This window comes from Rhizobium sp. 32-5/1 (assembly GCF_029537235.1).
Taxonomy (GTDB): Bacteria; Pseudomonadota; Alphaproteobacteria; order Rhizobiales; family Rhizobiaceae; genus Pararhizobium.
Genome location: NZ_CP120638.1, coordinates 2,968,552 through 2,989,245 on the forward strand (window position 1 = coordinate 2,968,552; position 20,694 = coordinate 2,989,245).

The 20,694-nt window shown below is 61.5% G+C and carries 16 protein-coding genes and 5 pseudogenes; 10 read left to right on the forward strand and 11 right to left on the reverse strand.

Going from position 1 to position 20,694, the window contains the following annotated elements; all coding sequences use genetic code 11:
• Positions 1 to 43: 43 nt before the first annotated feature.
• Positions 44 to 625 carry a TetR/AcrR family transcriptional regulator gene (locus P6U16_RS14950; protein WP_277701215.1) on the forward strand — a complete coding sequence of 194 codons (582 nt, stop codon included), beginning with the start codon at positions 44 to 46 and terminating at the stop codon, positions 623 to 625.
• A 145-nt stretch (positions 626 to 770) separates the two neighbouring features.
• Positions 771 to 2,264 carry a histidine ammonia-lyase gene (hutH, locus tag P6U16_RS14955; protein WP_277701216.1) on the forward strand — a complete coding sequence of 498 codons (1,494 nt, stop codon included), beginning with the start codon at positions 771 to 773 and terminating at the stop codon, positions 2,262 to 2,264.
• Between the two features lie 93 nt (positions 2,265 to 2,357).
• On the opposite strand, the gene P6U16_RS14960 is transcribed toward hutH (P6U16_RS14955), so the two are convergent.
• The 5 genes and pseudogenes from P6U16_RS14960 to hutI all read right to left on the reverse strand — a co-directional run bounded on the left by P6U16_RS14960 (position 2,358) and on the right by hutI (position 8,207).
• On the reverse strand, positions 2,358 to 2,882 hold the full coding sequence (locus tag P6U16_RS14960) for a HutD family protein (RefSeq protein ID WP_349017654.1): 525 nt from the start codon (positions 2,880 to 2,882) through the stop codon (positions 2,358 to 2,360).
• 1 nt (position 2,883) lies between these two features.
• A complete protein-coding gene (gene hutU, locus P6U16_RS14965) occupies positions 2,884 to 4,557 on the reverse strand; it encodes a urocanate hydratase (protein WP_277701217.1) in 1,674 nt (557 codons plus the stop codon).
• Complete coding sequence (hutG, locus tag P6U16_RS14970) at positions 4,554 to 5,372, reverse strand: N-formylglutamate deformylase (protein ID WP_277701218.1); 819 nt, start codon at positions 5,370 to 5,372, stop codon at positions 4,554 to 4,556. The genes hutU and hutG overlap by 4 nt, the downstream gene beginning before the upstream one ends.
• Positions 5,373 to 6,907 (reverse strand): annotated as a pseudogene (gene hutH / locus P6U16_RS14975) (histidine ammonia-lyase).
• Positions 6,908 to 6,956: 49 nt separating this feature from the next.
• Positions 6,957 to 8,207: an imidazolonepropionase gene (gene hutI, locus P6U16_RS14980; RefSeq protein WP_277701219.1), complete on the reverse strand. Its 1,251-nt coding sequence runs from the start codon at positions 8,205 to 8,207 to the stop codon at positions 6,957 to 6,959.
• A 100-nt stretch (positions 8,208 to 8,307) separates the two neighbouring features.
• Here hutI and P6U16_RS14985 point away from each other — a divergent pair, with 100 nt between their 5' ends.
• Both P6U16_RS14985 and hutC read left to right on the forward strand, forming a co-directional pair.
• On the forward strand, positions 8,308 to 9,651 hold the full coding sequence (locus P6U16_RS14985) for a formimidoylglutamate deiminase (protein WP_277701220.1): 1,344 nt from the start codon (positions 8,308 to 8,310) through the stop codon (positions 9,649 to 9,651).
• A 109-nt stretch (positions 9,652 to 9,760) separates the two neighbouring features.
• Positions 9,761 to 10,506 (forward strand): annotated as a pseudogene (gene hutC / locus P6U16_RS14990) (histidine utilization repressor).
• A gap of 64 nt (positions 10,507 to 10,570) precedes the next feature.
• Here hutC and P6U16_RS14995 read toward each other — a convergent pair.
• The 6 genes and pseudogenes from P6U16_RS14995 to P6U16_RS15020 form a co-directional block, all read right to left on the reverse strand.
• Positions 10,571 to 10,711, reverse strand: coding sequence for a hypothetical protein (locus P6U16_RS14995; RefSeq protein ID WP_277701221.1), 141 nt, complete (start codon positions 10,709 to 10,711; stop codon positions 10,571 to 10,573).
• A gap of 46 nt (positions 10,712 to 10,757) precedes the next feature.
• Entirely contained in the window at positions 10,758 to 11,000 is a 243-nt protein-coding gene (locus P6U16_RS15000; protein WP_277701222.1) for a hypothetical protein, read from the reverse strand.
• A gap of 299 nt (positions 11,001 to 11,299) precedes the next feature.
• The gene (locus tag P6U16_RS15005; RefSeq protein ID WP_277701223.1) at positions 11,300 to 11,872 is read right to left on the reverse strand and encodes a sarcosine oxidase subunit gamma family protein; all 573 of its coding nucleotides are present in this window, start codon (positions 11,870 to 11,872) and stop codon (positions 11,300 to 11,302) included.
• A pseudogene (locus tag P6U16_RS15010) lies at positions 11,865 to 14,821 on the reverse strand (sarcosine oxidase subunit alpha family protein). Before P6U16_RS15010 ends, P6U16_RS15005 begins: the two are co-directional and overlap by 8 nt.
• On the reverse strand, positions 14,818 to 15,090 hold the full coding sequence (locus P6U16_RS15015; protein ID WP_277701224.1) for a sarcosine oxidase subunit delta: 273 nt from the start codon (positions 15,088 to 15,090) through the stop codon (positions 14,818 to 14,820). Before P6U16_RS15015 ends, P6U16_RS15010 begins: the two are co-directional and overlap by 4 nt.
• A gap of 9 nt (positions 15,091 to 15,099) precedes the next feature.
• Positions 15,100 to 16,350 (reverse strand): sarcosine oxidase subunit beta family protein, encoded by a 1,251-nt coding sequence (locus P6U16_RS15020; RefSeq protein WP_277703859.1) that lies wholly within the window; start codon positions 16,348 to 16,350, stop codon positions 15,100 to 15,102.
• 90 nt (positions 16,351 to 16,440) lie between these two features.
• Between P6U16_RS15020 and P6U16_RS15025 the strand changes: the two are divergent.
• The 6 genes and pseudogenes from P6U16_RS15025 (at position 16,441) to P6U16_RS15050 (ending at position 20,685) form a co-directional block, all read left to right on the forward strand.
• Positions 16,441 to 17,408 (forward strand): annotated as a pseudogene (locus tag P6U16_RS15025) (GlxA family transcriptional regulator).
• Positions 17,409 to 17,497: 89 nt separating this feature from the next.
• A pseudogene (locus P6U16_RS15030) lies at positions 17,498 to 18,192 on the forward strand (XRE family transcriptional regulator).
• 109 nt (positions 18,193 to 18,301) lie between these two features.
• Positions 18,302 to 18,535 (forward strand): AbrB/MazE/SpoVT family DNA-binding domain-containing protein, encoded by a 234-nt coding sequence (locus P6U16_RS15035; RefSeq protein WP_277701225.1) that lies wholly within the window; start codon positions 18,302 to 18,304, stop codon positions 18,533 to 18,535.
• Positions 18,532 to 18,957, forward strand: coding sequence for a type II toxin-antitoxin system VapC family toxin (locus tag P6U16_RS15040; protein ID WP_277701226.1), 426 nt, complete (start codon positions 18,532 to 18,534; stop codon positions 18,955 to 18,957). The genes P6U16_RS15035 and P6U16_RS15040 overlap by 4 nt, the downstream gene beginning before the upstream one ends.
• A 97-nt stretch (positions 18,958 to 19,054) precedes the next feature.
• A complete protein-coding gene (locus tag P6U16_RS15045) occupies positions 19,055 to 19,960 on the forward strand; it encodes a glutamine amidotransferase family protein (RefSeq protein ID WP_277701227.1) in 906 nt (301 codons plus the stop codon).
• 38 nt (positions 19,961 to 19,998) lie between these two features.
• A complete protein-coding gene (locus P6U16_RS15050) occupies positions 19,999 to 20,685 on the forward strand; it encodes a GXGXG domain-containing protein (protein ID WP_277701228.1) in 687 nt (228 codons plus the stop codon).
• Positions 20,686 to 20,694: the final 9 nt, after the last annotated feature.

A 20,694-nucleotide genomic window follows, 5' to 3' on the forward strand; every position in this document is an offset into this window, starting at 1 on the left:
TGGAATTTTATACCGATAAGTACAAAATCGGGGGATGTGAGAAATGGGACGGCCCAGAGAGTTCGATGTCGATGATGCATTGCAGACGGCGATGGAGCTGTTCTGGCGAAAAGGCTACGAGGGCACGTCTCTGACGGATCTGACCGAGGGCATGGGGATTACCCGCCCTAGCCTCTACGGCTTCTTCGGAAACAAGGAAGAACTGTTCCTCAAGGCGCTGGACCGCTACGAGCAAAAACAGATGGTGTTTTTTCGCGAGGCTCTCGAAGAACCCAAGGCGCGGACTGTAGCGGAACGTGTTCTGAAGGGTTACGCCGACATGCAGACGGCGGAATGTAGCCCCAATGGCTGTCTCGGCATCAACGGCGCGCTGGCTTGCAGCGAGGCCGCTGCAGAAATTCAGAAATGCCTGATCGAAGGCCGGCGTCGTGTCGAACACGCGCTTGCGGAGCGATTTGAGCGTGCTGTCCAAGAGGGAGATTTCCCGGACGGCTGTTCACCAACGGACCTTGCCCGATATATCATGACGGTGACGCAGGGCACGGCGGTCCAGGCGGCATCTGGAGCCGATCGCGCCGCTCTGTACAAGGTCATTGACATGGCGCTGCAGTGCTGGCCGAAATAGGATTTCCTGTTCGCTCTCCATTATCGACCGGCCGGACCCATTGTCTGGCGGATTTCGCAGTGTCATACCGCTGATCATGCGGAGATGTTGCGGCATGCGTTCTGCCCCGGAACACCGTTTGTTGCGTTGATTTCGGAGGATGAACGTGCGGCATTCCATCACTCTTGACGACGGTCTTGGCTGGCGCGGTGTCGCAGCCGTGGCCAATGGTGCGCCACTCGATATCAGCGATGCCGCGTGGTCGCGCATCGGGATGGCGAGCCGGATCGTCTCGGCGATCGTGGAGAGCGGTGTCCGTGCCTATGGTGTCAACACTGGCGTTGGTGCTCTTGCCGATACCGTCGTCGATCGCCCTTCGCAGAGCCGCCTGTCCCGCAACATCGTGCTGAGCCATGCCTGCGGCGTCGGACCGCTTCTCGATGCACGTGCAGTCCGGGCAATCATGGCGGCACAGATTGCCAATTTTGCCCATGGGCATTCCGGCGTCCGCCCCGCCGTCGTGTCCGGATTGCAGATGTTTCTCAATGGCGGCTGCATTCCGGATGTGCCCTCGAAGGGGTCGGCAGGATACCTGACGCACAACGCCCACATAGCTCTGGTGCTGATCGGCGAGGGCAAGGCGCGCCTGAACGGAAAGCCGGTCTCGGCTGCGGATGCCTTGACCACGCTGGGGGTCGCGCCCCTGGTGCTTCAGGCGAAGGAAGGCCTGAGCCTCGTCAACGGCACTGCCTGCGCAACCGGGCTTGCGGCTGTGGCACTGGACAGGGCCGCCCGTTTGCTCGACTGGGCGGATGCCATCGCCGCCGTCACACTCGAGGCGCTCGGGTGTCAGATGACGGCCTTCGACGAAACCGTGCTGGCCCTTCGTCCATCGAAGGGCATCCAATATGTCGGGGCGTCCCTGCGGGCGCGGCTGGCTGGAAGCGGCCTGCTCGAGGCAGCCGTCGGCGCACGCACGCAGGATGCGCTCAGCCTTCGGGCAATCCCGCATGCCCATGGTGCGGCACGCGACGTTTTCGACCGCGTCGCACAGGTGGTCGATCAGGAGCTGGCTTCCGTAACGGACAACCCGGCGGTCTCCGGAACGCCGGATGCGCCTGTTGTCTCGTCGCAGGCGCATGCCGTCGCCTCGGCGATGGCGCAGGCGCTCGATAGCCTGACAATTGCATTGGCTCAGATCGCGGCGATGAGCGAGCGCCGCATCGATCGCCTCGTCAATCCGCTTGTGAGCGGTCTACCGGCATTCCTGGCCGTCGATCCAGGTGCGGGCTCCGGCTTCATGATTGCGCAATACACGGCGGCGGCTCTGAGTGCCGAAAATCGACGGCTGGGCATGCCGGCCAGCCTCGACGGAGGCGTGACGTCGGCCCTGCAGGAGGATTTCCTCAGCCACCCGACCGCAGCGGCCAACAAGCTGCTGGCCCTTCTCGACAATGCGGAGCAGATAATCGCCATCGAATTGGCGGCAGGCGTACAGGCGCACGATATGCTGGCGGGCAGGGGCCGACGTGCTGACGGTACGGATCATGTCTATCGCAAAGTCCGGGCGCTGGTGCCGACCTATGCCGATGACCGGCCATTGGGTGGCGACCTCGAACGGGTGCGGGATATGATGATCGATGCGCCGCCGCCTGTGTGACGGCAGGCGTTCTGATCTGGCCTCAGGCTGCAGCCAATCGAATGATGCAGATCTCCGCCGGCGCCTGCGCGAGGAGTTCCGTGCTGCCGATTATCACGGCACAATCCAGCCTGTCGAGCGAGATGGGTTCGCCCGCGTCGCGTCCAATCGTGAGGGTGAAAGCGCAAGCACCAGCAGGGTATCTCCGCTGCTCTCAATATCGAAGGTGCCCTCGATGCGCCGCCGTTCGACCCGGTGTGCCCAGCGTCCGCGACGGGTCATTATATTGAGGTCGGTGATCGGGCCGGAGACTAGCCTTGCCGTGGTCGCAACATCCGCCGGAAAGGGCAGGGGTGACGACGTCGGGGTGAGGCAGACAGGCGGCTCGCCGCCGACAGCCAGTTCCATGCCCTCGCCTTCGAGAACAATCAAGGTCCGGTCGATGCCGGGAAAGGCCGAGAATGGCCCGTCCGTCGAAACGACCGCCATGCTGATCCGCCAGTCGAAACCACTGAGATCGCCGTCTTCCGGAAACACGGCGATTTCAGTCGTGAAACCGCCGCCATTCTTCCACGGCATGACCCGGTAGTCCGGCTGGCGCAGGATACGGATCAGTGCGTCCGTTTCGAGACCTGCCACCTCAGTTGCCCAATATGCCCGGCAGCCGCAGGCCCTTTTCCTTGGCGCAATCGATGGCGATGTCGTAGCCTGCGTCGGCATGGCGCATGACGCCGGTCGCGGGGTCGTTCCAGAGCACGCGGTCCAGGCGACGGGCTGCATCGTCCGTGCCATCGGCGCAGATGACGACGCCGGAGTGTTGGCTGAAGCCCATGCCGACGCCGCCGCCGTGGTGCAGCGAGACCCAGGTCGCGCCCGATGCGGTGTTGAGCAGCGCGTTGAGCAGTGGCCAGTCGGATACCGCATCCGACCCGTCCTTCATCGCTTCCGTCTCGCGGTTCGGCGAGGCGACGGAACCGCTATCCAGATGGTCGCGGCCGATGACGACCGGCGCACTCAATTCGCCGGTCCTGACCATCTCGTTGAAGGCGAGACCGAGCCGGTGACGGTCACCGAGGCCGACCCAGCAGATGCGTGCCGGCAGGCCCTGGAATGCGATGCGTTCGGCGGCCATGTCGAGCCAGTTGTGCAGGTGCTTGTTGCCGGGGGTCAGTTCCTTGACCTTGGCGTCGGTCTTGCGGATATCCTCCGGATCACCCGAAAGGGCAGCCCAGCGGAACGGGCCAATGCCGCGGCAGAACAGCGGGCGGATATAGGCCGGTACGAAGCCCGGGAAGGCGAAGGCGTTTTCAAGACCTTCGTCCTTGGCGACCTGGCGGATGTTGTTGCCGTAGTCGAAGGTCGGGATGCCCACGTCCTGGAAGGCGATCATCGCCTCGACATGCTCGCGCATCGAGGCGCGGGCGGCTTTCTCGACGGCCTTCGGATCGCTCTCGCGTTTTTCCTTCCACTCGGCCATCGTCCAGCCCTTGGGCAGGTAGCCATTGATCGGGTCGTGTGCGGAGGTCTGGTCGGTGACCATGTCGGGACGGATGCCGCGGCGAACCATTTCCGGCAGGATGTCGGCGCAGTTGCCGAGCAGGCCGACGGACTTGGCTTCGCCGGCGGCGGTCCAGCGCTCGATCATCTCCATCGCTTCATCGAGCGTTTCGGCACGCGCATCGACATAGCGGGTGCGCAGGCGGAAATCGATCGAGTCGGGATTGCATTCGACGGCGAGGCAGCAGGCGCCGGCCATGACAGCTGCAAGCGGCTGGGCGCCGCCCATGCCGCCGAGACCGCCGGTCAGGACCCACTTGCCGGTGAGGTCGCCGTTATAGTGCTGGCGGCCCGCCTCGACAAAGGTTTCGTAGGTGCCCTGCACGATGCCTTGGCTGCCGATATAGATCCACGAGCCGGCGGTCATTTGGCCGTACATGGCGAGACCCTTCTTATCCAGCTCGTTGAAATGATCCCAGGTCGCCCAATGCGGCACGAGATTGGAATTGGCAATCAGGACGCGCGGTGCATCCTTGTGGGTGCGGAACACGCCGACCGGCTTGCCCGACTGGACCATCAGCGTCTCGTCTTCGTTGAGATCGCGCAGCGTCTCGACGATCTTGTCGAAGTCCGCCCAGGTGCGAGCGGCGCGGCCGATGCCGCCGTAGACGACCAATTCATGCGGGTTCTCGGCCACTTCCGGATCGAGATTGTTCATCAGCATGCGAAGCGGCGCTTCGGTCATCCAGGATTTTGCGGTGAGTTCGGCGCCGCGGGCGGCGCGCACGTCGCGGATATTATGACGAGGATTGGTCATTTGGTTCCCCTTTTCGTGTGTGCCAATGTCAGCGCAGAGGATTCAATGCGCGTGAGAATGTCTTTGAGATGAATGCGAAGCCTTGTCGCCTTGGCTTCGTCGTAGGCGAAAGGCGGCGTCTCGGTGGTCAGGTGCGTGGACTGCGCCAGTTCCATCTGTATGGCGTGAACGCCGGCTTCCGGCTTGCCGTAGTGACGCGTTGTCCAGCCACCCTTGAAGCGGCCATTGAGGATGCTGGTGTAGCCTTCGACTTTGGAAGCTACGTCGAAGGTTGCTGTTTCGATCACCGGATCGCAGGTCTGGCCGCTATCGGTGCCGATGTTGAAATCCGGCAACTTGCCCTCGAACAGGAACGGGATGTGCGAGCGGATCGAGTGGCAGTCGTAGAGGACCGCAATGCCGTGGATTGCCTTCACCCGCTCGATTTCCGCCGCCAAGGCCGCATGATAAGGCGCGTGAAAGTCGGCAAGCCGAGTGGTGATATCGCCCTCGGTTGGCTCCTCGCCAGTCTTCCAGATAGCCACACCGTCGAAATCGGTGCCGGGAATGAGCCCGGTCGTGTTCTGGCCGGGGTAGAGGCTAACACCCACCGGGTCGCGATTGGCATCGATGACGTAGCGATGGAATGTGGCTCGGACCGTTGTCACCTCCGGCAGCAAACCATCATAGAGATGATGGATATGCCAGTCGGTGTCGGCGAGGATGCGGCCATTGTCGTTCAGCCGCTCCCAGATCGCCGGCGGAATATCGGTGCCGGTGTGGGGAAAGCCGAGGATGACGGGGGATGAGCCCTGTCTGGTTTCGAAGACGGTCATTCAAGCCTCCAACACCGGCAGGATGCCTGCGGAAACCGCGGCATTCAGCCCTCCTGAGCCGACAAGGTCACTGGCTGCCTTCAGGTCGTTGGCCATGTAGCGATCGACTTCCAGCGTCGGCACAACCTTTCGGATCGCGGCGATGGCTTTGTTCAGTTCCGGGCTGGTGGTCAGCGGACTGCGGAAGTCGATGCCTTGGGCGGCCGTCAGTGCCTCGATGCCGATGATTGCAAAAAGATTGTCGGTCATCTGCAGCAGGCGGCGGGCCCCATGGCAGGCCATGGAGACATGGTCTTCCTGGTTGGCGGAGGTGGGGGTGGAATCGACCGAGGCCGGATGCGACATCTGCTTGTTTTCGGACATCAGCGCGGCAGAAGTGACTTCGGCGATCATCAGGCCCGAGTTGAGGCCGGGCGTCTTGGCGAGGAATGCCGGCAGGCCGTAGGAGAGGGCCGGATCGACCAGCAGAGCGATGCGGCGCTGCGAGATCGCGCCGATCTCGCAGACCGCAAGCGCAATCTGGTCGGCGGCGAAGGCCACCGGCTCGGCGTGGAAATTACCGCCAGAAACAACGGAATTGTCCGAGAGAACAAGCGGATTGTCTGTCACCGCATTGGCCTCGATTTCGAGCGTGCGAGCAACCGAGCGCAACAGATCGAGGCAGGCGCCATCGACTTGCGGCTGGCAGCGGATGCAGTAGGGATCCTGAACCCGTTCGTCGCCTTCGATATGGCTTTCGCGGATCACCGAGCCCTTGAGCAGGCCGCGCAGCGCAGCGGCAGCGTCGATCTGGCCCTTGTGGCCGCGCAGCGTGTGGATATCCGGATGGAACGGTGCCGAGGAGCCCATGGCGGCGTCGGTCGAAAGCGCGCCGGTGATCAGTGCGGACTGCGCGGCGCGATGGGTACGGAAGAGGCCGGCAAGTGCCAGAGCGGTGGAGACCTGCGTACCGTTGATCAGCGCCAGACCTTCCTTGGCGGCAAGCACGACCGGGGTGAGGCCGGCACGTTCCAGAGCGGTGCGGCCGGCAAGCTGTTCGCCGTTGAAGAAGGCTTCGCCTTCACCCATCATCACCGCTGCCATATGGGCCAGCGGTGCCAGATCGCCGGAGGCGCCGACGGAGCCCTTTTCCGGGATGACTGGGATGACGCCTTTTTCGAGCATGCCCTCGATCAGACGCACCAGTTCGATGCGCGTGCCGGACGCGCCGCGGCCAAGCGAAACCAGCTTCAGCGCCATGATCAGGCGGACGATGTTTTCAGCAAGCGGCTGGCCGACGCCGCAGCAATGGGAGAGGATCAGGTTGCGCTGCAGGGTGGCGACGTCGGCGGCATCGATCCTGATGCTCGCCAGTTTGCCGAAGCCGGTATTGATGCCATAGACCGGGGCATCGCCGGCGGCGATCTCGGCGATGCGTGCGGCTGCCTTTTCGATGCCTTTGTCAAAAGAGGGTCAAGCCGGGCGGGCTCGCCGGTCCAGTAGATGGCCTCAAGGGTCGAAAGCGCGACAGAGCCCGGCTGAAGAATAAGGGTCATTGCGAAGTCCTCACCAATGCGCGGAGCCAGGCTCACGCGTCTTTCAATGTCATTGTCCGTTGCGAACGCGGGCATGCAGCGGGTTGAAGCCCATGCGGTAGACGAGTTCAGCGGGCCGCTCGATGTTCCAGATGGCGAAATCGGCCCATTTGCCAGGTTCCAGCGTCCCCACCTCGTCGACGAGGCCGAGCGCCCGCGCCGCTTCCCGGGTTACGCCGGCAATACATTCGGTCACCGTCATGCCGAACAGGGTGGCGGCCATGTTCATGGTCAGAAGCAGCGAGGTCAGTGGCGAGGTGCCCGGATTGCTGTCGGTGGCAATCGCCATGGCAACGCCGGCCTTGCGGAAGAGATCGATCGGCGGCTTCTTGGTTTCGCGGATGAAATAGAAGGCGCCGGGCAGGATGACGGCGACAGTACCGCTTTTCGCCATCGCCTGCGCGCCTGCTTCATCGGTATATTCGAGGTGATCCGCCGAGAGCGCCCCGTATTCGGCGGCCAGCGCTGCTCCGTGCAGATTGGAGAGTTGGTCGGCATGCAGCTTGACCGGCAGGCCATGGGCTTTCGCGGCATCGAACACCAGCCGCATTTCATCGGTGGAAAAAGCAATACCTTCGCAGAAACCGTCGACAGCATCGGCGAGGCCCTCAGCCGCGATGGCGGGCAGCATTTCGCCCACGACTTTCGCGACGTAACCGGCCTGATTGCCCTTGAACTCCGGCGGCAGGGCATGGGCGCCAAGGAAGGTCGTGCGGATGGCAACGTCGCGTTCTTCGCCCAGTCGGCGCGCGGCGCGCAGGGTCTTTGCCTCGTTTTCGAGATCAAGGCCGTAGCCGGATTTGACTTCGATGGTGGTGACGCCCTCGGCCATCAGCGCGTCGAGCCGGGGAAGGGTCTGCCGCACAAGCTCGTCTTCACTGGCTTCGCGCAACGATCGGACGGAGGAAACGATGCCGCCGCCGGCACGGGCGACCTCCTCATAGGTGGCGCCGGAAAGCCGCATCTCGAATTCGTTGGAGCGGTCTCCGGCATGGACCAGATGCGTGTGGCAGTCGATCAGGCCCGGCGTGATCCAGCGGCCTTGGCAGTCGATGAGCTCTCCGGCATCGTCGATGGAGAAGGGTAATCCGGCTTCGCTTCCGGCGTAAAGAATGCGACTGTCCTGTACGGCGATCACGCCGTCTTCGACAAGGCCGAGGCCGGGTAGCGCAGGGTTCAGGGTCGCAAGCCGCGCGTTCCGCCAGAGGCGATCGCAGGCAGCCGGGCGGGCGCTGCCGGGTTTCGATTTTATGGAAGACATCGATTTCTCGCCTTTCCTTTTCGTGCTATTATGTATAGACATAAAGAAAATGAGCGCAAGCGATTTTTTGGCGTGACGACAGTCAGGAAGGGATGAGGCCGTGACCAGCATTCATGTGAAATCGGCTCTGACGCCGGCGGGATGGCAGAAGGATGTGCGGCTGACGATCAAGGGCGGCCAGATTGCCTCCGTCGAAACGGGCGTTGCGGCACAGGCGGATGACGAGCGGCATGACATCATCGTGCCAGGCATGCCGAACCTTCACAGCCACGCCTTCCAGCGCGGCATGGCCGGGCTTGCGGAGGTGCGCGGGCCGGGTGCCGACAGCTTCTGGAGCTGGCGCAATGTGATGTACAGGTTCGCGCTTTCGATGACGCCGGATCATGTCGAGGCCGTCGCCAGCCAGCTTTATATGGAAATGCTGGAAGCCGGATTTTCCCGTGTCGGCGAATTCCACTACCTGCATCATGACATTGACGGCCGGCCATATGCGGATATTGCCGAGATGGCGCAGCGGATCGCTGGTGCTGCCGCGCAGACCGGTATTGGCCTCACGCTTCTTCCTGTCTTCTATGCCCATTCGACCTTTGGCGGGGCGGAGCCCAATGATGGACAGCGTCGCTTCATCAATGATCCCCAAAGCTTTGCGCGCCTGCTCGAAGGCTGCCGTCGCGCCGCCAGCGATTTGCCGGGCGGAAATGTCGGCGTTGCGCCCCACAGCCTTCGGGCGGTGACGCCGGACGAGCTTTCCGTCGTGGTGGCGATGGCGCGGGGTGGGCCGATCCATATTCACGTGGCCGAGCAGGTCAAGGAAGTCGAGGATTGCATCGCATGGTCCGGTGCAAGACCGGTCGAATGGCTGCTCGACAATGCCGGTATTAACGATCGCTGGTGCCTGATCCATGCAACCCACATGACCGACGATGAAACGCGCCGCATGGCACAATCAGGTGCAGTCGCCGGTCTCTGCCCGATAACCGAGGCCAATCTCGGCGATGGCACGTTCAACGCCGTGGTTTTTGGCGAGGCAGGCGGCAAGTTCGGTATCGGCTCCGATTCCAACATCCTGATCGGCATTTCCGATGAGTTGCGCCAGCTTGAATATTCGCAACGTCTGCTGCACCGCTCGCGCAATGTTCTGACGGCGCCAGGGCAATCGACCGGACGGGCGCTGTTTGATGGTGCCGTAGAAGGCGGAGGCAGGGCGCTCGGCTCGCAGGTCGGTCTCTCCGTTGGCCAGCCGGCCGATTTCGTGGGCCTGCGGCAGCCGGATATCGGCAGCTTGACGGACGACGCCGTGCTGGATTCCTGGCTGTTTGCCAATGGAACCAGGCCGGATTGCGTCTGGGTTGCCGGCATCAAGCAGGTCGAGAATGGACGTCACGCGAAGCGTTCCCAGATTACGTCCAGGTTTCGCGCCGTCATGCGTGCGCTTCTGGCTTGATCCATCGCGTTCCGGTAAGGGGTGTCGCTGATGGCAAGAACGATGATGGCCGAGGCATCGACCGGCTGATGGAAGTGGGACCGTGGTCAAATCGCGCAAGGATGCAGAGTTGGAAAGTGGAGGGGTTCCTGCCGATGGGCCGGGCGAGCTTTCGCTGCACCAGCGCATCCTCGGTGACATCGAAGATCGGATCCTGTCCGGTGAATGGCCCCCGGCTTTCGCATACCCTTCGAAGTCGATCTCGCCGAGCAGTATAATTGTTCGCGCATGACGGTGAACAAGGCGCTGACGCAGCTGGCAAAGACCGGGCTGATCGAGCGCCGGCGCAAGTCCGGCAGCTATGTGACGCAGCCGCAGGCACAGTCGGCGGTGCTGGAAATCCGCGATATCAAGCTTGAGGTTCAGTCCCTCGGTCTCGCCTATGATTACAGGCTGGTGGCGAAGAGCCGGCGGCGCAGCACGGCAGAGGATCGGCGGCGTCTGGGGCTGGAGGGTCCAACCGCTGTGCTTGAGATAAATTGCATCCATCTTGCCGGCGGCCGGCCATTCTGCGTCGAGCAGCGTCTGATTAATCTGGCGGCCGTGCCGGATGCCGTATCGGAAAGCTTCGAGGAATCGGCGCCGGGGCCGTGGCTGCTGAATCGGGTGCCCTGGAGTGCAGCGGAACACACGATCCGCGCTGTTGCAGCCGATGATACGATTGCAGCGGCCCTGGGAATTGCCGTTGGAACGGCCTGTCTCACGGTCGAGCGGCGCACATGGAGCAACGGCGCCTATATCACCCATGTGCGGCTCATCTACCCCGGCGAGCGGCATGCGCTGGTAGCCAACTTCACGCCGTCTCAGCCGAAGTAACGCGAGCCGGAATGAAGGCGACCAAGTGGCGGGGATCCCGCCACTTGCCGGTGTCGGACAGCCGTTATTTCTTGGGCTTTGCGCCGGAAAGCTTGGGGACTTCCTTGTTCAGCGTCGCGGCGAACGGCGCTGCAGCCTTGACGGCTTCCTTGTCCTTTTTCGGCTTTCTGACTTCCTTGTTGCTCTTTGCTTGCCCCTTGGCCATGGTCGTGTCCTTCCTCAGTGGATGATCGGGGTGGTGCTTATAATACCTACCCCTTGGCGTCTTCGAGATTGTCTTCCGTTGTTACCCGCTCATAGGTTTCGCCTTCGCTGCGTACACGATATTGCGGCGAACCATCCCGAACAGGCAATTTTGCGAGAATGCGAAAAATCGTTTCGTCGCGCAATGACAAACCGACCGTACTTTTCATCCGAACCTTCTGGCCGACCGAAAAACGGTGCAGACGGGTTTGAGACCGATGAACTGCGGGCGGTGTAGAGGTGGAAGCCATGGGCATTCTCCTTGAAAAAGGCGTGAATGAAAAATCGGAGGCCTGCCCCGTTTCGTCATATCCGCTTTTTTGAAGGGGCGTTTGCCGGGTCGGGAACTGCCAGTGCGTCCGTCGTCGATTCCTGCCAGGCGGCAGGCCGGATCAGTCAAGTCGTAGCGATGAGCCGTATCCAGGCACGACGCCGGGCGCGGTACGATCGAAAATTTGGATTGAGCAGCCGAGCCTTGGCCAAAGAGCGATTGAAATTCAGCCTAGTGTCAATTGCGGTTTAAGTGAGGCCAGATCGACGCTGCCGTCGCTTAAAGACCTGCTCGGGCATCGACGCCGAATTCGAGGCCCATTTCGATCAGTTCGTCCCAGAGGCTTTCGGCAAAACCACGCAGGACGAGGATTTCGAACCGGATGTCACCGGTACGGGTGATCAGTGCGGAAATATGGCTGATCAGGGTCATGGCGGAGCGGCCCACCGGGAATTGCGACAGGTGCAGATCGACGGCCGTGCCCTTGGCGAGAACGGCTTCTACGGCGTTGCCGCTGATGCCGATCCGCACGCGTCCATGGGACTGGTCGGCAATCGAGGCCGGACCGGATAGAAGCGCCTGTTTGTCCGCAATATCCGAATGTGCAAACGCTGCATCGCCGACAACGAACCACTGCCCCGGACCGACAGCGCGCACCGCATGCGCCGAACTATCGCTCACAGACGCCACAATGGCCGAAAGGTCGCCCGTTCCTCCGGACGCCAGGATCTGCAGCACATGCCCTTCCGGCAGCGCTTCGAGCACAATCCTGCCATCGACCGCTGTTGAGCCGAAAGATCCGGATTTTGCGCCAGCAAGGGCGGGGCGGTGAACAAGCGAAAATTCAGCCATGGAGCTTTCCATTTTCCGGATCGAAGAAGACCGGGCTGCACAGCACGGCCTTGGTATATTCGTTTTTGAGGTCGTTCCACACGGTGACGTGCTCGCCGTGCCGCCGCAGCCCGCGCTTGACGAGGGCAAGGCCGATCGTCGAGCCGATATCAGGCGAGTAGCAGCTGGAGGAGACGTAACCCTGGTCGTTTTCCAGCGTCGGCTCTGCGCCGTCTGCAAGAATATGCGAGCCGGTCTTGAACGTGGTGGCGGGATCGATCGGTTTGACGCCGACCAGGGAGAGCCGGTCCGGGTCAATCATACCTTCGCGCGACAGCATGGCCTTGCCGATGAAGTCCGGCTTGGTGGTGGAAACCATTTTGGCGAAACCGAGATCGGAAGGAATGACGGTTCCGTTGATTTCGGAATGGGTCACATGACCCTTCTCGATGCGCATCACCCCCAGGGCCTCGACACCGTAAGGGCAGATGCCATGCTCGCTGCCTGCTTCCATGATGGCATCGGCAATGGCTTCGCCATAGCCGGCGGGCACTGCGAGCTCATAAGCCAATTCGCCGGAAAACGAGATGCGGAACAGTCGGCCGGAGAGCTTGCCGCCAAACAAGGAGACTTCTTTTGCGCCAAGGAAGGGAAAAGCGGTGTCTGAAATGTCCTCATCGACGAGCTTCTGCAGGATTGCCCGCGATTTCGGTCCGGCTACGGCAATCTGCGCCCAATGGTCTGTCGAGGAGGCAAACTGGACATCAAGATCGGGCCAGAGTGCCTGGGCGCAGAATTCCAGATGGTTCATCACGCCGGCGGCATAGGCAGTCGTGGTCGTCATGAAGAAGTGGTTTTCACTGAGCCTGCTGGTCGTGCCGTCGTCGTAGATCATGCCGTCTTCGCGCAGCATCAAGCCGTAGCGCGCCTTGCCAACCGGCAGTTTCAGGAAGGCGTTGCAATAGACACGGTTGAGGAATTCGGCTGCATCCTTGCCAAAGATCTCGATCTTGCCGAGCGTCGAGACGTCGCAAATGCTGGCATTCTTGCGGACATTCAGCACTTCGCGGTCGACACTTTCGCGCCATGTCGTCTCGCCTGCCTTCGGAAACCAGGACGAGCGATACCAGAGGCCGGTTTCGACAAAGACCGCGCCGTGTTTCTTCGCCCAGTCGTGCAGTGGCGATTTGCGCACCGGCTGGAAATGTTTGCCTCTCGATGTGCCGGCAAGCGCGCCGAAGGAGAGCGGCGTATAGAAGGGCCGGAATGTCGTGGTGCCGACGTAGGCCGGCGAGACCTTGCGGGCTTCGGCCAGAATCCCGATGGCGTTGATGTTGGACAGCTTGCCCTGGTCGGTCGCCATGCCGTTGGTCGTGTAGCGCTTGGCCAGTTCGACATGGCCGTAACCTTCGCCGACGGCGGAAACCAGATCCTTGACGTGCACGTCGTTCTGGTAATCGACGAAGGCCTTGCCCTTCGAGCCGCGCACGAACCAGAGCGGCTTGGCATGCTCCGGCTTGTCTGTGGTTGGTGCGAAGGCGGCGGTGGCATTGCTGAAGCCGAGGTCCACAGTGATCCGTCGGGCTTTTTCGGCACCATCGGCAAGGCAGGCTTCCAGCGTTTCCAGCCCGATTGAAGAGCCGGCCAGCGTCAATCCATCCTGCCGTTCGGGGGCGAGGAAGGCCGATTTGGTTTCCGACCAGACAGGCCGCGCGCCGCGATGGCAGGCGAGGTGGATGATCGGGCTCCAGCCGCCGGACATGGCAAGAGCGTCGACCTTGATCGTTTCGGAAGAACCGGGGCTGGACACAGTGACACCGGACAGCATCTTGCCGCCGCGTGCGTCCTGAACGACCCCGCCTACAATGATGCGAGCCTTGCCGGACCAGTCTTTCGGTGCATCCGTGCGGCTATCGACGATGGCGGCGACATTCAGGCCTTGCGCCTCAAGGTCGGCTGCGGTCCGATAGCCGGAAGCATTGTTCGTAAAGACAACAGTCTGCCGTCCAGGCGCGACCGCCTGGCGGTTGAGATAGCTGCGCATGGCGCCTGACATCATCACGCCGGGAATATCGTTGCCGCCGAACACCATTGGCCGCTCTTCCGCGCCGCTTGTAAGCATTGCCTGTTTGGCGGCAATCCGCCAAAGCCGCTCCATCGGTCGGTTGGGATCGACTTCGCCGACATGCTTCTGTACGCGCTCGACGCCGCCAAAGACATTGCCGTCATACCAGCCAAACACCGTGGTGCGTGTCATCAGCCGGACATTCGGCAGGCTCCCCAGTTCCGCAAGCGTACGGGCAAGCAGTTCCGCCGGCGTCTCCGTTCCGATTGCAGATGTTTCCGACAAGAGCGAACCGCCAAACTCAAAGCCCTCGTCGGCGAAGATGACGCGGGCACCGGCGCGGCCGGCTGTCAGGGCTGCGGCAAGACCTGCCGGGCCGGCGCCGATCACCAGCAGATCGCAATGCGCCCAGCACTTTTCATAGGTGTCCGGATCGGGCTCATACGTGGCGCGTCCGAGACCTGCCGCCTTGCGGATGATCGGTTCATAGACCTTTTCCCAGAACGCCGCCGGCCACATGAAGGTCTTGTAGTAGAAACCGGCGCCGAGAAAGGGCGAGAGCAGGCTGTTGACGGCGCCGAGATCGAAATCGACCGAGGGCCAGCGGTTCTGACTTTTGCAACGAGGCCCTGGTAAAGCTCGGCGACGGTCGCGCGCGTGTTGGGCTCCGTGCGTCCGCCTTCGCCGATCGTCAGCAGGGCATTCGGCTCGGCGGCCCCCGCCGTCAGGATGCCCCGTGGGCGGTGGTACTTGAACGAGCGGCCGACGAGCTGGCGGCCGTTGGCGAGCAGGGCGGAGGCTACGGTATCGCCGACAAAACCATGCATCGGTTTTCCGTCGAAGCTGAAATCGAGCGGCTTGTTGCGATCGATACGACCGCCGCTGGACAGGCGGAACGAACTCATACGGTCTCTCCGATCGTCGCTGCGTCCACGGCAGAATAAATGACATGGGTCATGGTATCACGCTCGACGATCAGCCAGCGGCGGCAGCCGGAGGTGTGGTGCCAGTGCTCCTTGTGCCGTCCCCGCGGATTGTCGCGCAGGTAAACATAGGCATGCCATGCCTCTTGCCCGGCATCCGGTGTGGGACGGGTGATCCCGGCGTCGCCGCGAACGGTGAATTCTTCCTTGGGGCGCGGCCCGCAATGGGGGCAGGCGATCAGGCTGGCCATGTCAGGTCCTCAGTGCAGATTGGGTTGGGCGCCAACGCCCTTTTCGTCGATCATCCGGCCGCGCGCGAAGCGGTCAAGCCGGAAGGCGCGTCCCGTCTCGTGCGGTTCGTTTTTCGCGATCAGGTGGGCGTAACAAAAGCCCGAGGCGGGCGTGGCCTTGAAGCCGCCATAGCACCAACCGGCGTTCAGATAGAGATTGTCGATGTGGGTCCGGTCGATGATCGGCGAGCCGTCCATGCTCATGTCCATGACACCGCCCCAGGAGCGCAGCACGCGCACACGCGACAGAGCCGGGATCATCGCGACGCCCGCTTCCGCGACATGTTCGACCGTCGCCAGATTGCCGCGCTGGGCATAGGAGTTATAGCCGTCGATATCACCGCCGAAGACGAGGCCGCCTTTGTCGGATTGCGAGACATAGAAGTGCCCGGCGCCGAAGGTGACGACATTGTCGATGAAGGGTTTCAATCCTTCCGAGACAAACGCCTGCAGCACGTGGCTCTCGATCGGCAGCTTCATGTCGACCATATCGGCAACGGTGGTGGAATTCCCGGCCGCCGCCAGCGCCAGCTTGCCGCAGCCAATAAAGCCCTGGCTGGTTTCGACGCCGGTGACGCGGCCGTTTTCGCGGCGGATGCCGGTCACTTCGCAATTCTGGATGATATCCACGCCGCGCATGTCCGCACCGCGGGCATAACCCCAGGCCACCGCATCATGGCGCACGGTGCCGCCGCGTTTTTGCATCAATGCACCCTGGATCGGGAAGCGGGCATTGTCGAAATCAAGGAAGGGCAGCATCTGGCGCACTGCATTTCGGTCGAGCAGGTCGGAATCGACACCGTGCAGCCGCATGGCATTGCCGCGCCGCGTATAGGCGTCGCGCTGGGCGTCGGAATGATAGAGGTTAAGCACGCCGCGTTGCGAGACCATGGCGTTGAAATTGAAATCCTGCTCAAGCCTTTCCCAGAGCTTCATCGACAGTTCGTAGAACGGATTGTTGCCCTGCAGTAGATAGTTGGAGCGGATGATCGTCGTGTTGCGGCCGACATTGCCGGAGCCGATATAGCCTTTTTCCAGAACGGCGACGTTGGTCATGCCGAATTCCTTGGCAAGGTAATAAGCCGTGGCAAGGCCATGTCCGCCGCCACCCACGATGATCACGTCGTAATGGTTCTTGGGAACCGGGCTGCGCCAGGCCGGCTGCCAGCTCTTGTTGCCGCGAAGCGCATTGAGAAAGACGGAAAAGGCGGAGTAGCGCATGATCGATTCACCGTGGAAGCTGGCGGTGATCATGACAGGATATGGGATTGCCTCTTGCAGAAATGAGACTTTTTACTGCATCATCAGGACATGATCGCTGAAGACAGGAAAAACACCCAGAAGATCGGTTTCATCCTGCTGCCGGGCTTTGCGCTGATGTCCTATGCATCGGCGACGGAGCCGTTGCGGGCCGCCAATCTCCTGGCAGGGCGTGACATCTATACATTGTCGAACCATGGTTCTGACGGGGACCTGTCCTTGTCCTCCTCAGGCGTTCCGGTTCCGATCGATCCCTTGCCTGGTCGCAGCGTCGGTCTGGATATGGTCTTTGTTTGTGCCGGGGCACACCCGTCGATTGGGATGCGCCCGGCGTTCTTGCCTGCCTTCGTCAGCTTGCCCGTGATGGCGTGCGCGTTGGCGGCATTTCCGGTGGTCCCTATCTGATGGCGGCGGCCGGTCTGCTTGATGATCGCGATTTCACCATCCACTGGCAGCACGCTCCCGCTTTGATGGAGGCGTTTCCGCACCTTGCCCCGCGGCAGGCGCGCTATGTGTTGGACGGCAACCGCATCACCTGTGGTGGCGGCGTCGCGCCGCTCGACATGATGCACGCGCTGATCACCGAGCGTATGGGGTCGGATTTCGCACGCAGGGTCAGTGATTGGTATCTGCACACCCATGTGGAGGCGTCCGGCGCACCACAGCGCGGGTCGCTGGCGGAGCGCTACGGCGTCAACCATGCTGGCCTCCTGACGGTGCTGGAAAAGATGGAAGCGACGATCGAAGCGCCGCTCGACCGGCAGGCCATGGCGGCGCTGGCGGGTGTCTCGCCACGGCATCTCGACCGGTTGTTTTCCGGCCTTATGAAATCCTCTTTCCTTCTCGAATATCGCAAGATCAGGCTCGATCATGCGCGCCGTCTCCTGCAGCAAAGCCCGCTTTCCATCTCTGAAATCGCATTTGCCACGGGCTTTTCCAGCGCCGGGCATTTTTCACGCAGCTATCGCTCCGCTTTTGGCGAGCCGCCCCGCAGTAGTCGGCAGGCGCGGACTGGCTGATGGGGTGTGGATAATTTCTTGGCGGTTGAGAAATTTTCACTCTCAGGATAGTCTTTTCTCAACTGGACACGGGAAGGAACGCGGTTGGCATGGCGAAAAGCAAGGTGAAAGAGGTCGACATCGGCCGCACGACCGACGATGAGCGACCGGCCCTGAAGGCAGCCTTCCTTCAGGACCCGCATGCCCTGCGCGAACCGAAGGAAAACAATCTCGAAATCGCCATCGGCCATGAGGTGCGCGCCTTCCGCAAGAAACTCGGGATCACCGTCACCGACCTGGCGACCGCCACCGGCATTTCGCTCGGCATGCTGTCGAAGATCGAAAATGGCAATATCTCACCGTCGCTGACGACGCTGCAGTCCCTGTCGCGCGCACTCGGCGTTCCGGTCACGGCGTTTTTCCGCCGCTACGAGGAGCCGCGCAATGCCGTCTTCGTCAAGGCCGGCGAGGGGTGGAACTGGAGCGCCGCGGCACACGCGCCGGGCATCAGTACAATCTGCTTGGCCATATCGACAACAACACCGCTGGTGTCGTCGTCGAGCCTTATCTTATCACGCTCAGCGCCAACTCCGATACGTTTCCGGCGTTTCAACATGAAGGCATGGAGTTTCTCTACATGCTGGAGGGCGAGGTCGTCTATCGCCACGGCGACCGGCTCTTCACCATGCGGCCCGGAGACAGCCTGTTTTTCGACGCCGATGCCCGCCATGGCCCGGAAGAACTGGTGAAACTGCCGATCCGCTATCTCTCGATCATTTCCTATCCGCAGAAGCAGGGGATGTAGGAAATGGAAATCGCGAACTGTAGAAATAGCTAAATTGGAAGTCGGCCATCGTTGAATACTATGATGATATGTAATACCTTGGAAATGACTTTCCTTACCGAGGTGAATCATGAGTGCGACAGTCACAACAAAGGGCCAAGTCACGATACCCAAGCAGGTCAGGGACTTTCTGGGAATCGTGCCGGGAACCCGTGTGGACTTTAATCGCGCCGCAGATGGAACTGTTGTGATAACCCGCGCAGATAAGAAGCCCAGCGTTGGCCGTTTCGCAACTTTGCGTGGACATGCGGGAAAAGGATTGAGCACTGAAGCCATTATGGCGCTCACCCGTGGTGAAGAGTGACGCTTGTCGATACCAATGTCCTTCTGGATTTGGTCACCGATGACCCAGAATGGTGTCAATGGTCGATCGAGCAGTTGGAGGCTGCAGCGTTACGGGGGCCGCTGTTCATCAATGATATTGTCTATGCCGGACTTTCGGTTCGCTACGACCGTATCGAGCGCCTTGATACATTTGTCGAAGAGGCCGGGTTGAAGCGGGTGCCAATGCCTGAAGCCGCTCTTTTCCTGACGGGGCAGGTGTTTGCAAAGTATCGAAAAGCGGGTGGTTTGCGAACCGGTGTGCTTCCGGATTTCTTCATTGGCGCACATGCTGCAGTCGGGGGTATGGAATTGCTGACGCGGGATGTCGCGCGTTATCGCACCTATTTCCCGCGCATCGCTCTTATAGCGCCTGACCGCCGGGAGAGAGCCCCGAGGAGCTGAAGGAATGTTGCCTTAAAAGAAAAAAGTTTCTTCTCAGTTGAAATGGAAAACGACAGCTGCTATCGATCTTTCATCGATAAATTGAAGGATCGTCCCCATGTGCGGAATTGTCGGATTGTTTTTGAAGGACAAGAGCCTGGAGCCACAATTGGGTGCCATGCTGTCCGATATGCTGGTCATTATGACGGACCGTGGGCCGGATAGTGCGGGCATTGCAATTTACGGCGCACCCGCCGACGGCCGTGCGAAACTCACGGTTCAATCGGCCAAGCCAACGACGGATTTTGCAGGGCTGGAAGCGCTGCTGAAGGCTGCAGATGCGAGCGTTACGGTGGAGCTGAAAAGCACCCATGCTGTAATAGAGACAGATGCCGCGCAGGCATCGGTCGTACGTGACCTGCTTGCCCAAGAGCGCCCCGACATCCGCGTCATGGGCTCGGGCGACAGCGTCGAGATCTACAAGGAAGTTGGTCTTCCGAAGGATGTGGTTTCCCGTTTCGGCATCCGCGCGATGGGCGGGACGCATGGCATCGGTCACACCCGCATGGCGACGGAATCGGCCGTCACGACGCTCGGCGCCCACCCGTTCTCGACCGGCGCCGATCAGTGCCTCGTGCACAATGGCTCGCTCTCCAACCACAACAACCTGCGCCGCGAATTGGTGCGAGAGGGCATGACCTTCGAGACGCAGAATGACTCGGAAGTCGCCGCCGCTTATCTCACCGCAGAAATGGCCAAGGGCAAGGATCTGGGCGAGGCACTCACCAGTGCGCTCGACGATCTCGACGGCTTCTTCACTTTCGTCGTCGGCACCAAGTCCGGCTTCGGCGTGGTGCGCGATCCGATCGCCTGCAAGCCAGCCGTAATGGCCGAGACCGATCAGTATATCGCCTTCGGCTCCGAATACCGCGCGCTTGTCAATCTGCCGGGCATCGAGAATGCGCGGGTCTGGGAGCCGGAGCCAGCAACTGTCTATTTCTGGGATCATGAGAAGGCCGCCTGAACGTGAATGTCAGCCTAAAACGAGAAAGTCTGGAAGCGATGCGCACCTTCGATCTTGCCACCACGCCTTTGCGCGACCTCAACAGCGCGCTCCACACCATTGCCCCCGGCACCAATGATACGAACTTCGAGGTCGTCAATCCGCGCGGCAGCCATTCCGTCGCCGTCGGCATCGACCAGCCGGTGACCGTCGAAGTGCGCGGCAGCGTCGGCTATTATTGCGCCGGCATGAACGATGGCGGCACGGTAACGGTTCACGGGTCCGCAGGCCCCGGTGTTGCGGAAAACATGATGTCGGGCACGGTCGTCATCGAAGGCGACGCCAGCCAGTATGCGGGTGCCACCGGCCGGGGTGGTCTCTTGGTCATCAAGGGCAATGCGGCGTCGCGCTGCGGCATTTCGATGAAAGGCATCGACATCGTCGTTCGTGGCAACATCGGCCATATGTCGGCCTTCATGGGCCAGTCCGGCCATCTCGTCGTGCTCGGCAATGCCGGCGATGCGCTCGGGGATTCGCTCTATGAGGCCAAGCTGTTCGTGCGCGGCGAGGTCAAGAGCCTCGGCGCCGACTGCATCCAGAAGGAAATGAAGCCGAAGCATCTGAGGCTGCTGGCCGAACTTCTGGATAAGGCCGGCGTCACCGACGTCAAGCCGGAAGAATTCAAGCGCTACGGCTCGGCCCGCACGCTCTACAATTTCAATATCGACAACGCTGATGCGTATTAAGGCAGGGAG

Bases quoted from the DNA above. Each gene is read 5' to 3' on its own strand.
- P6U16_RS14950 (WP_277701215.1), top strand. From the start codon at position 44: ATGGGACGGCCCAGAGAGTTCGATGTCGATGATGCATTGCAGACGGCG.
- hutU (WP_277701217.1), bottom strand. From the start codon at position 4,557: ATGACCAATCCTCGTCATAATATCCGCGACGTGCGCGCCGCCCGCGGC.
- hutG (WP_277701218.1), bottom strand. From the start codon at position 5,372: ATGACCGTCTTCGAAACCAGACAGGGCTCATCCCCCGTCATCCTCGGC.
- hutI (WP_277701219.1), bottom strand. From the start codon at position 8,207: ATGTCTTCCATAAAATCGAAACCCGGCAGCGCCCGCCCGGCTGCCTGC.
- P6U16_RS14995 (WP_277701221.1), bottom strand. From the start codon at position 10,711: ATGGCCAAGGGGCAAGCAAAGAGCAACAAGGAAGTCAGAAAGCCGAAA.
- P6U16_RS15000 (WP_277701222.1), bottom strand. From the start codon at position 11,000: ATGGCTTCCACCTCTACACCGCCCGCAGTTCATCGGTCTCAAACCCGT.
- P6U16_RS15005 (WP_277701223.1), bottom strand. From the start codon at position 11,872: ATGGCTGAATTTTCGCTTGTTCACCGCCCCGCCCTTGCTGGCGCAAAA.
- P6U16_RS15015 (WP_277701224.1), bottom strand. From the start codon at position 15,090: ATGGCCAGCCTGATCGCCTGCCCCCATTGCGGGCCGCGCCCCAAGGAA.
- P6U16_RS15020 (WP_277703859.1), bottom strand. From the start codon at position 16,350: ATGCGCTACTCCGCCTTTTCCGTCTTTCTCAATGCGCTTCGCGGCAAC.
- P6U16_RS15035 (WP_277701225.1), top strand. From the start codon at position 18,302: ATGAGTGCGACAGTCACAACAAAGGGCCAAGTCACGATACCCAAGCAG.
- P6U16_RS15045 (WP_277701227.1), top strand. From the start codon at position 19,055: ATGTGCGGAATTGTCGGATTGTTTTTGAAGGACAAGAGCCTGGAGCCA.
- P6U16_RS15050 (WP_277701228.1), top strand. From the start codon at position 19,999: ATGCGCACCTTCGATCTTGCCACCACGCCTTTGCGCGACCTCAACAGC.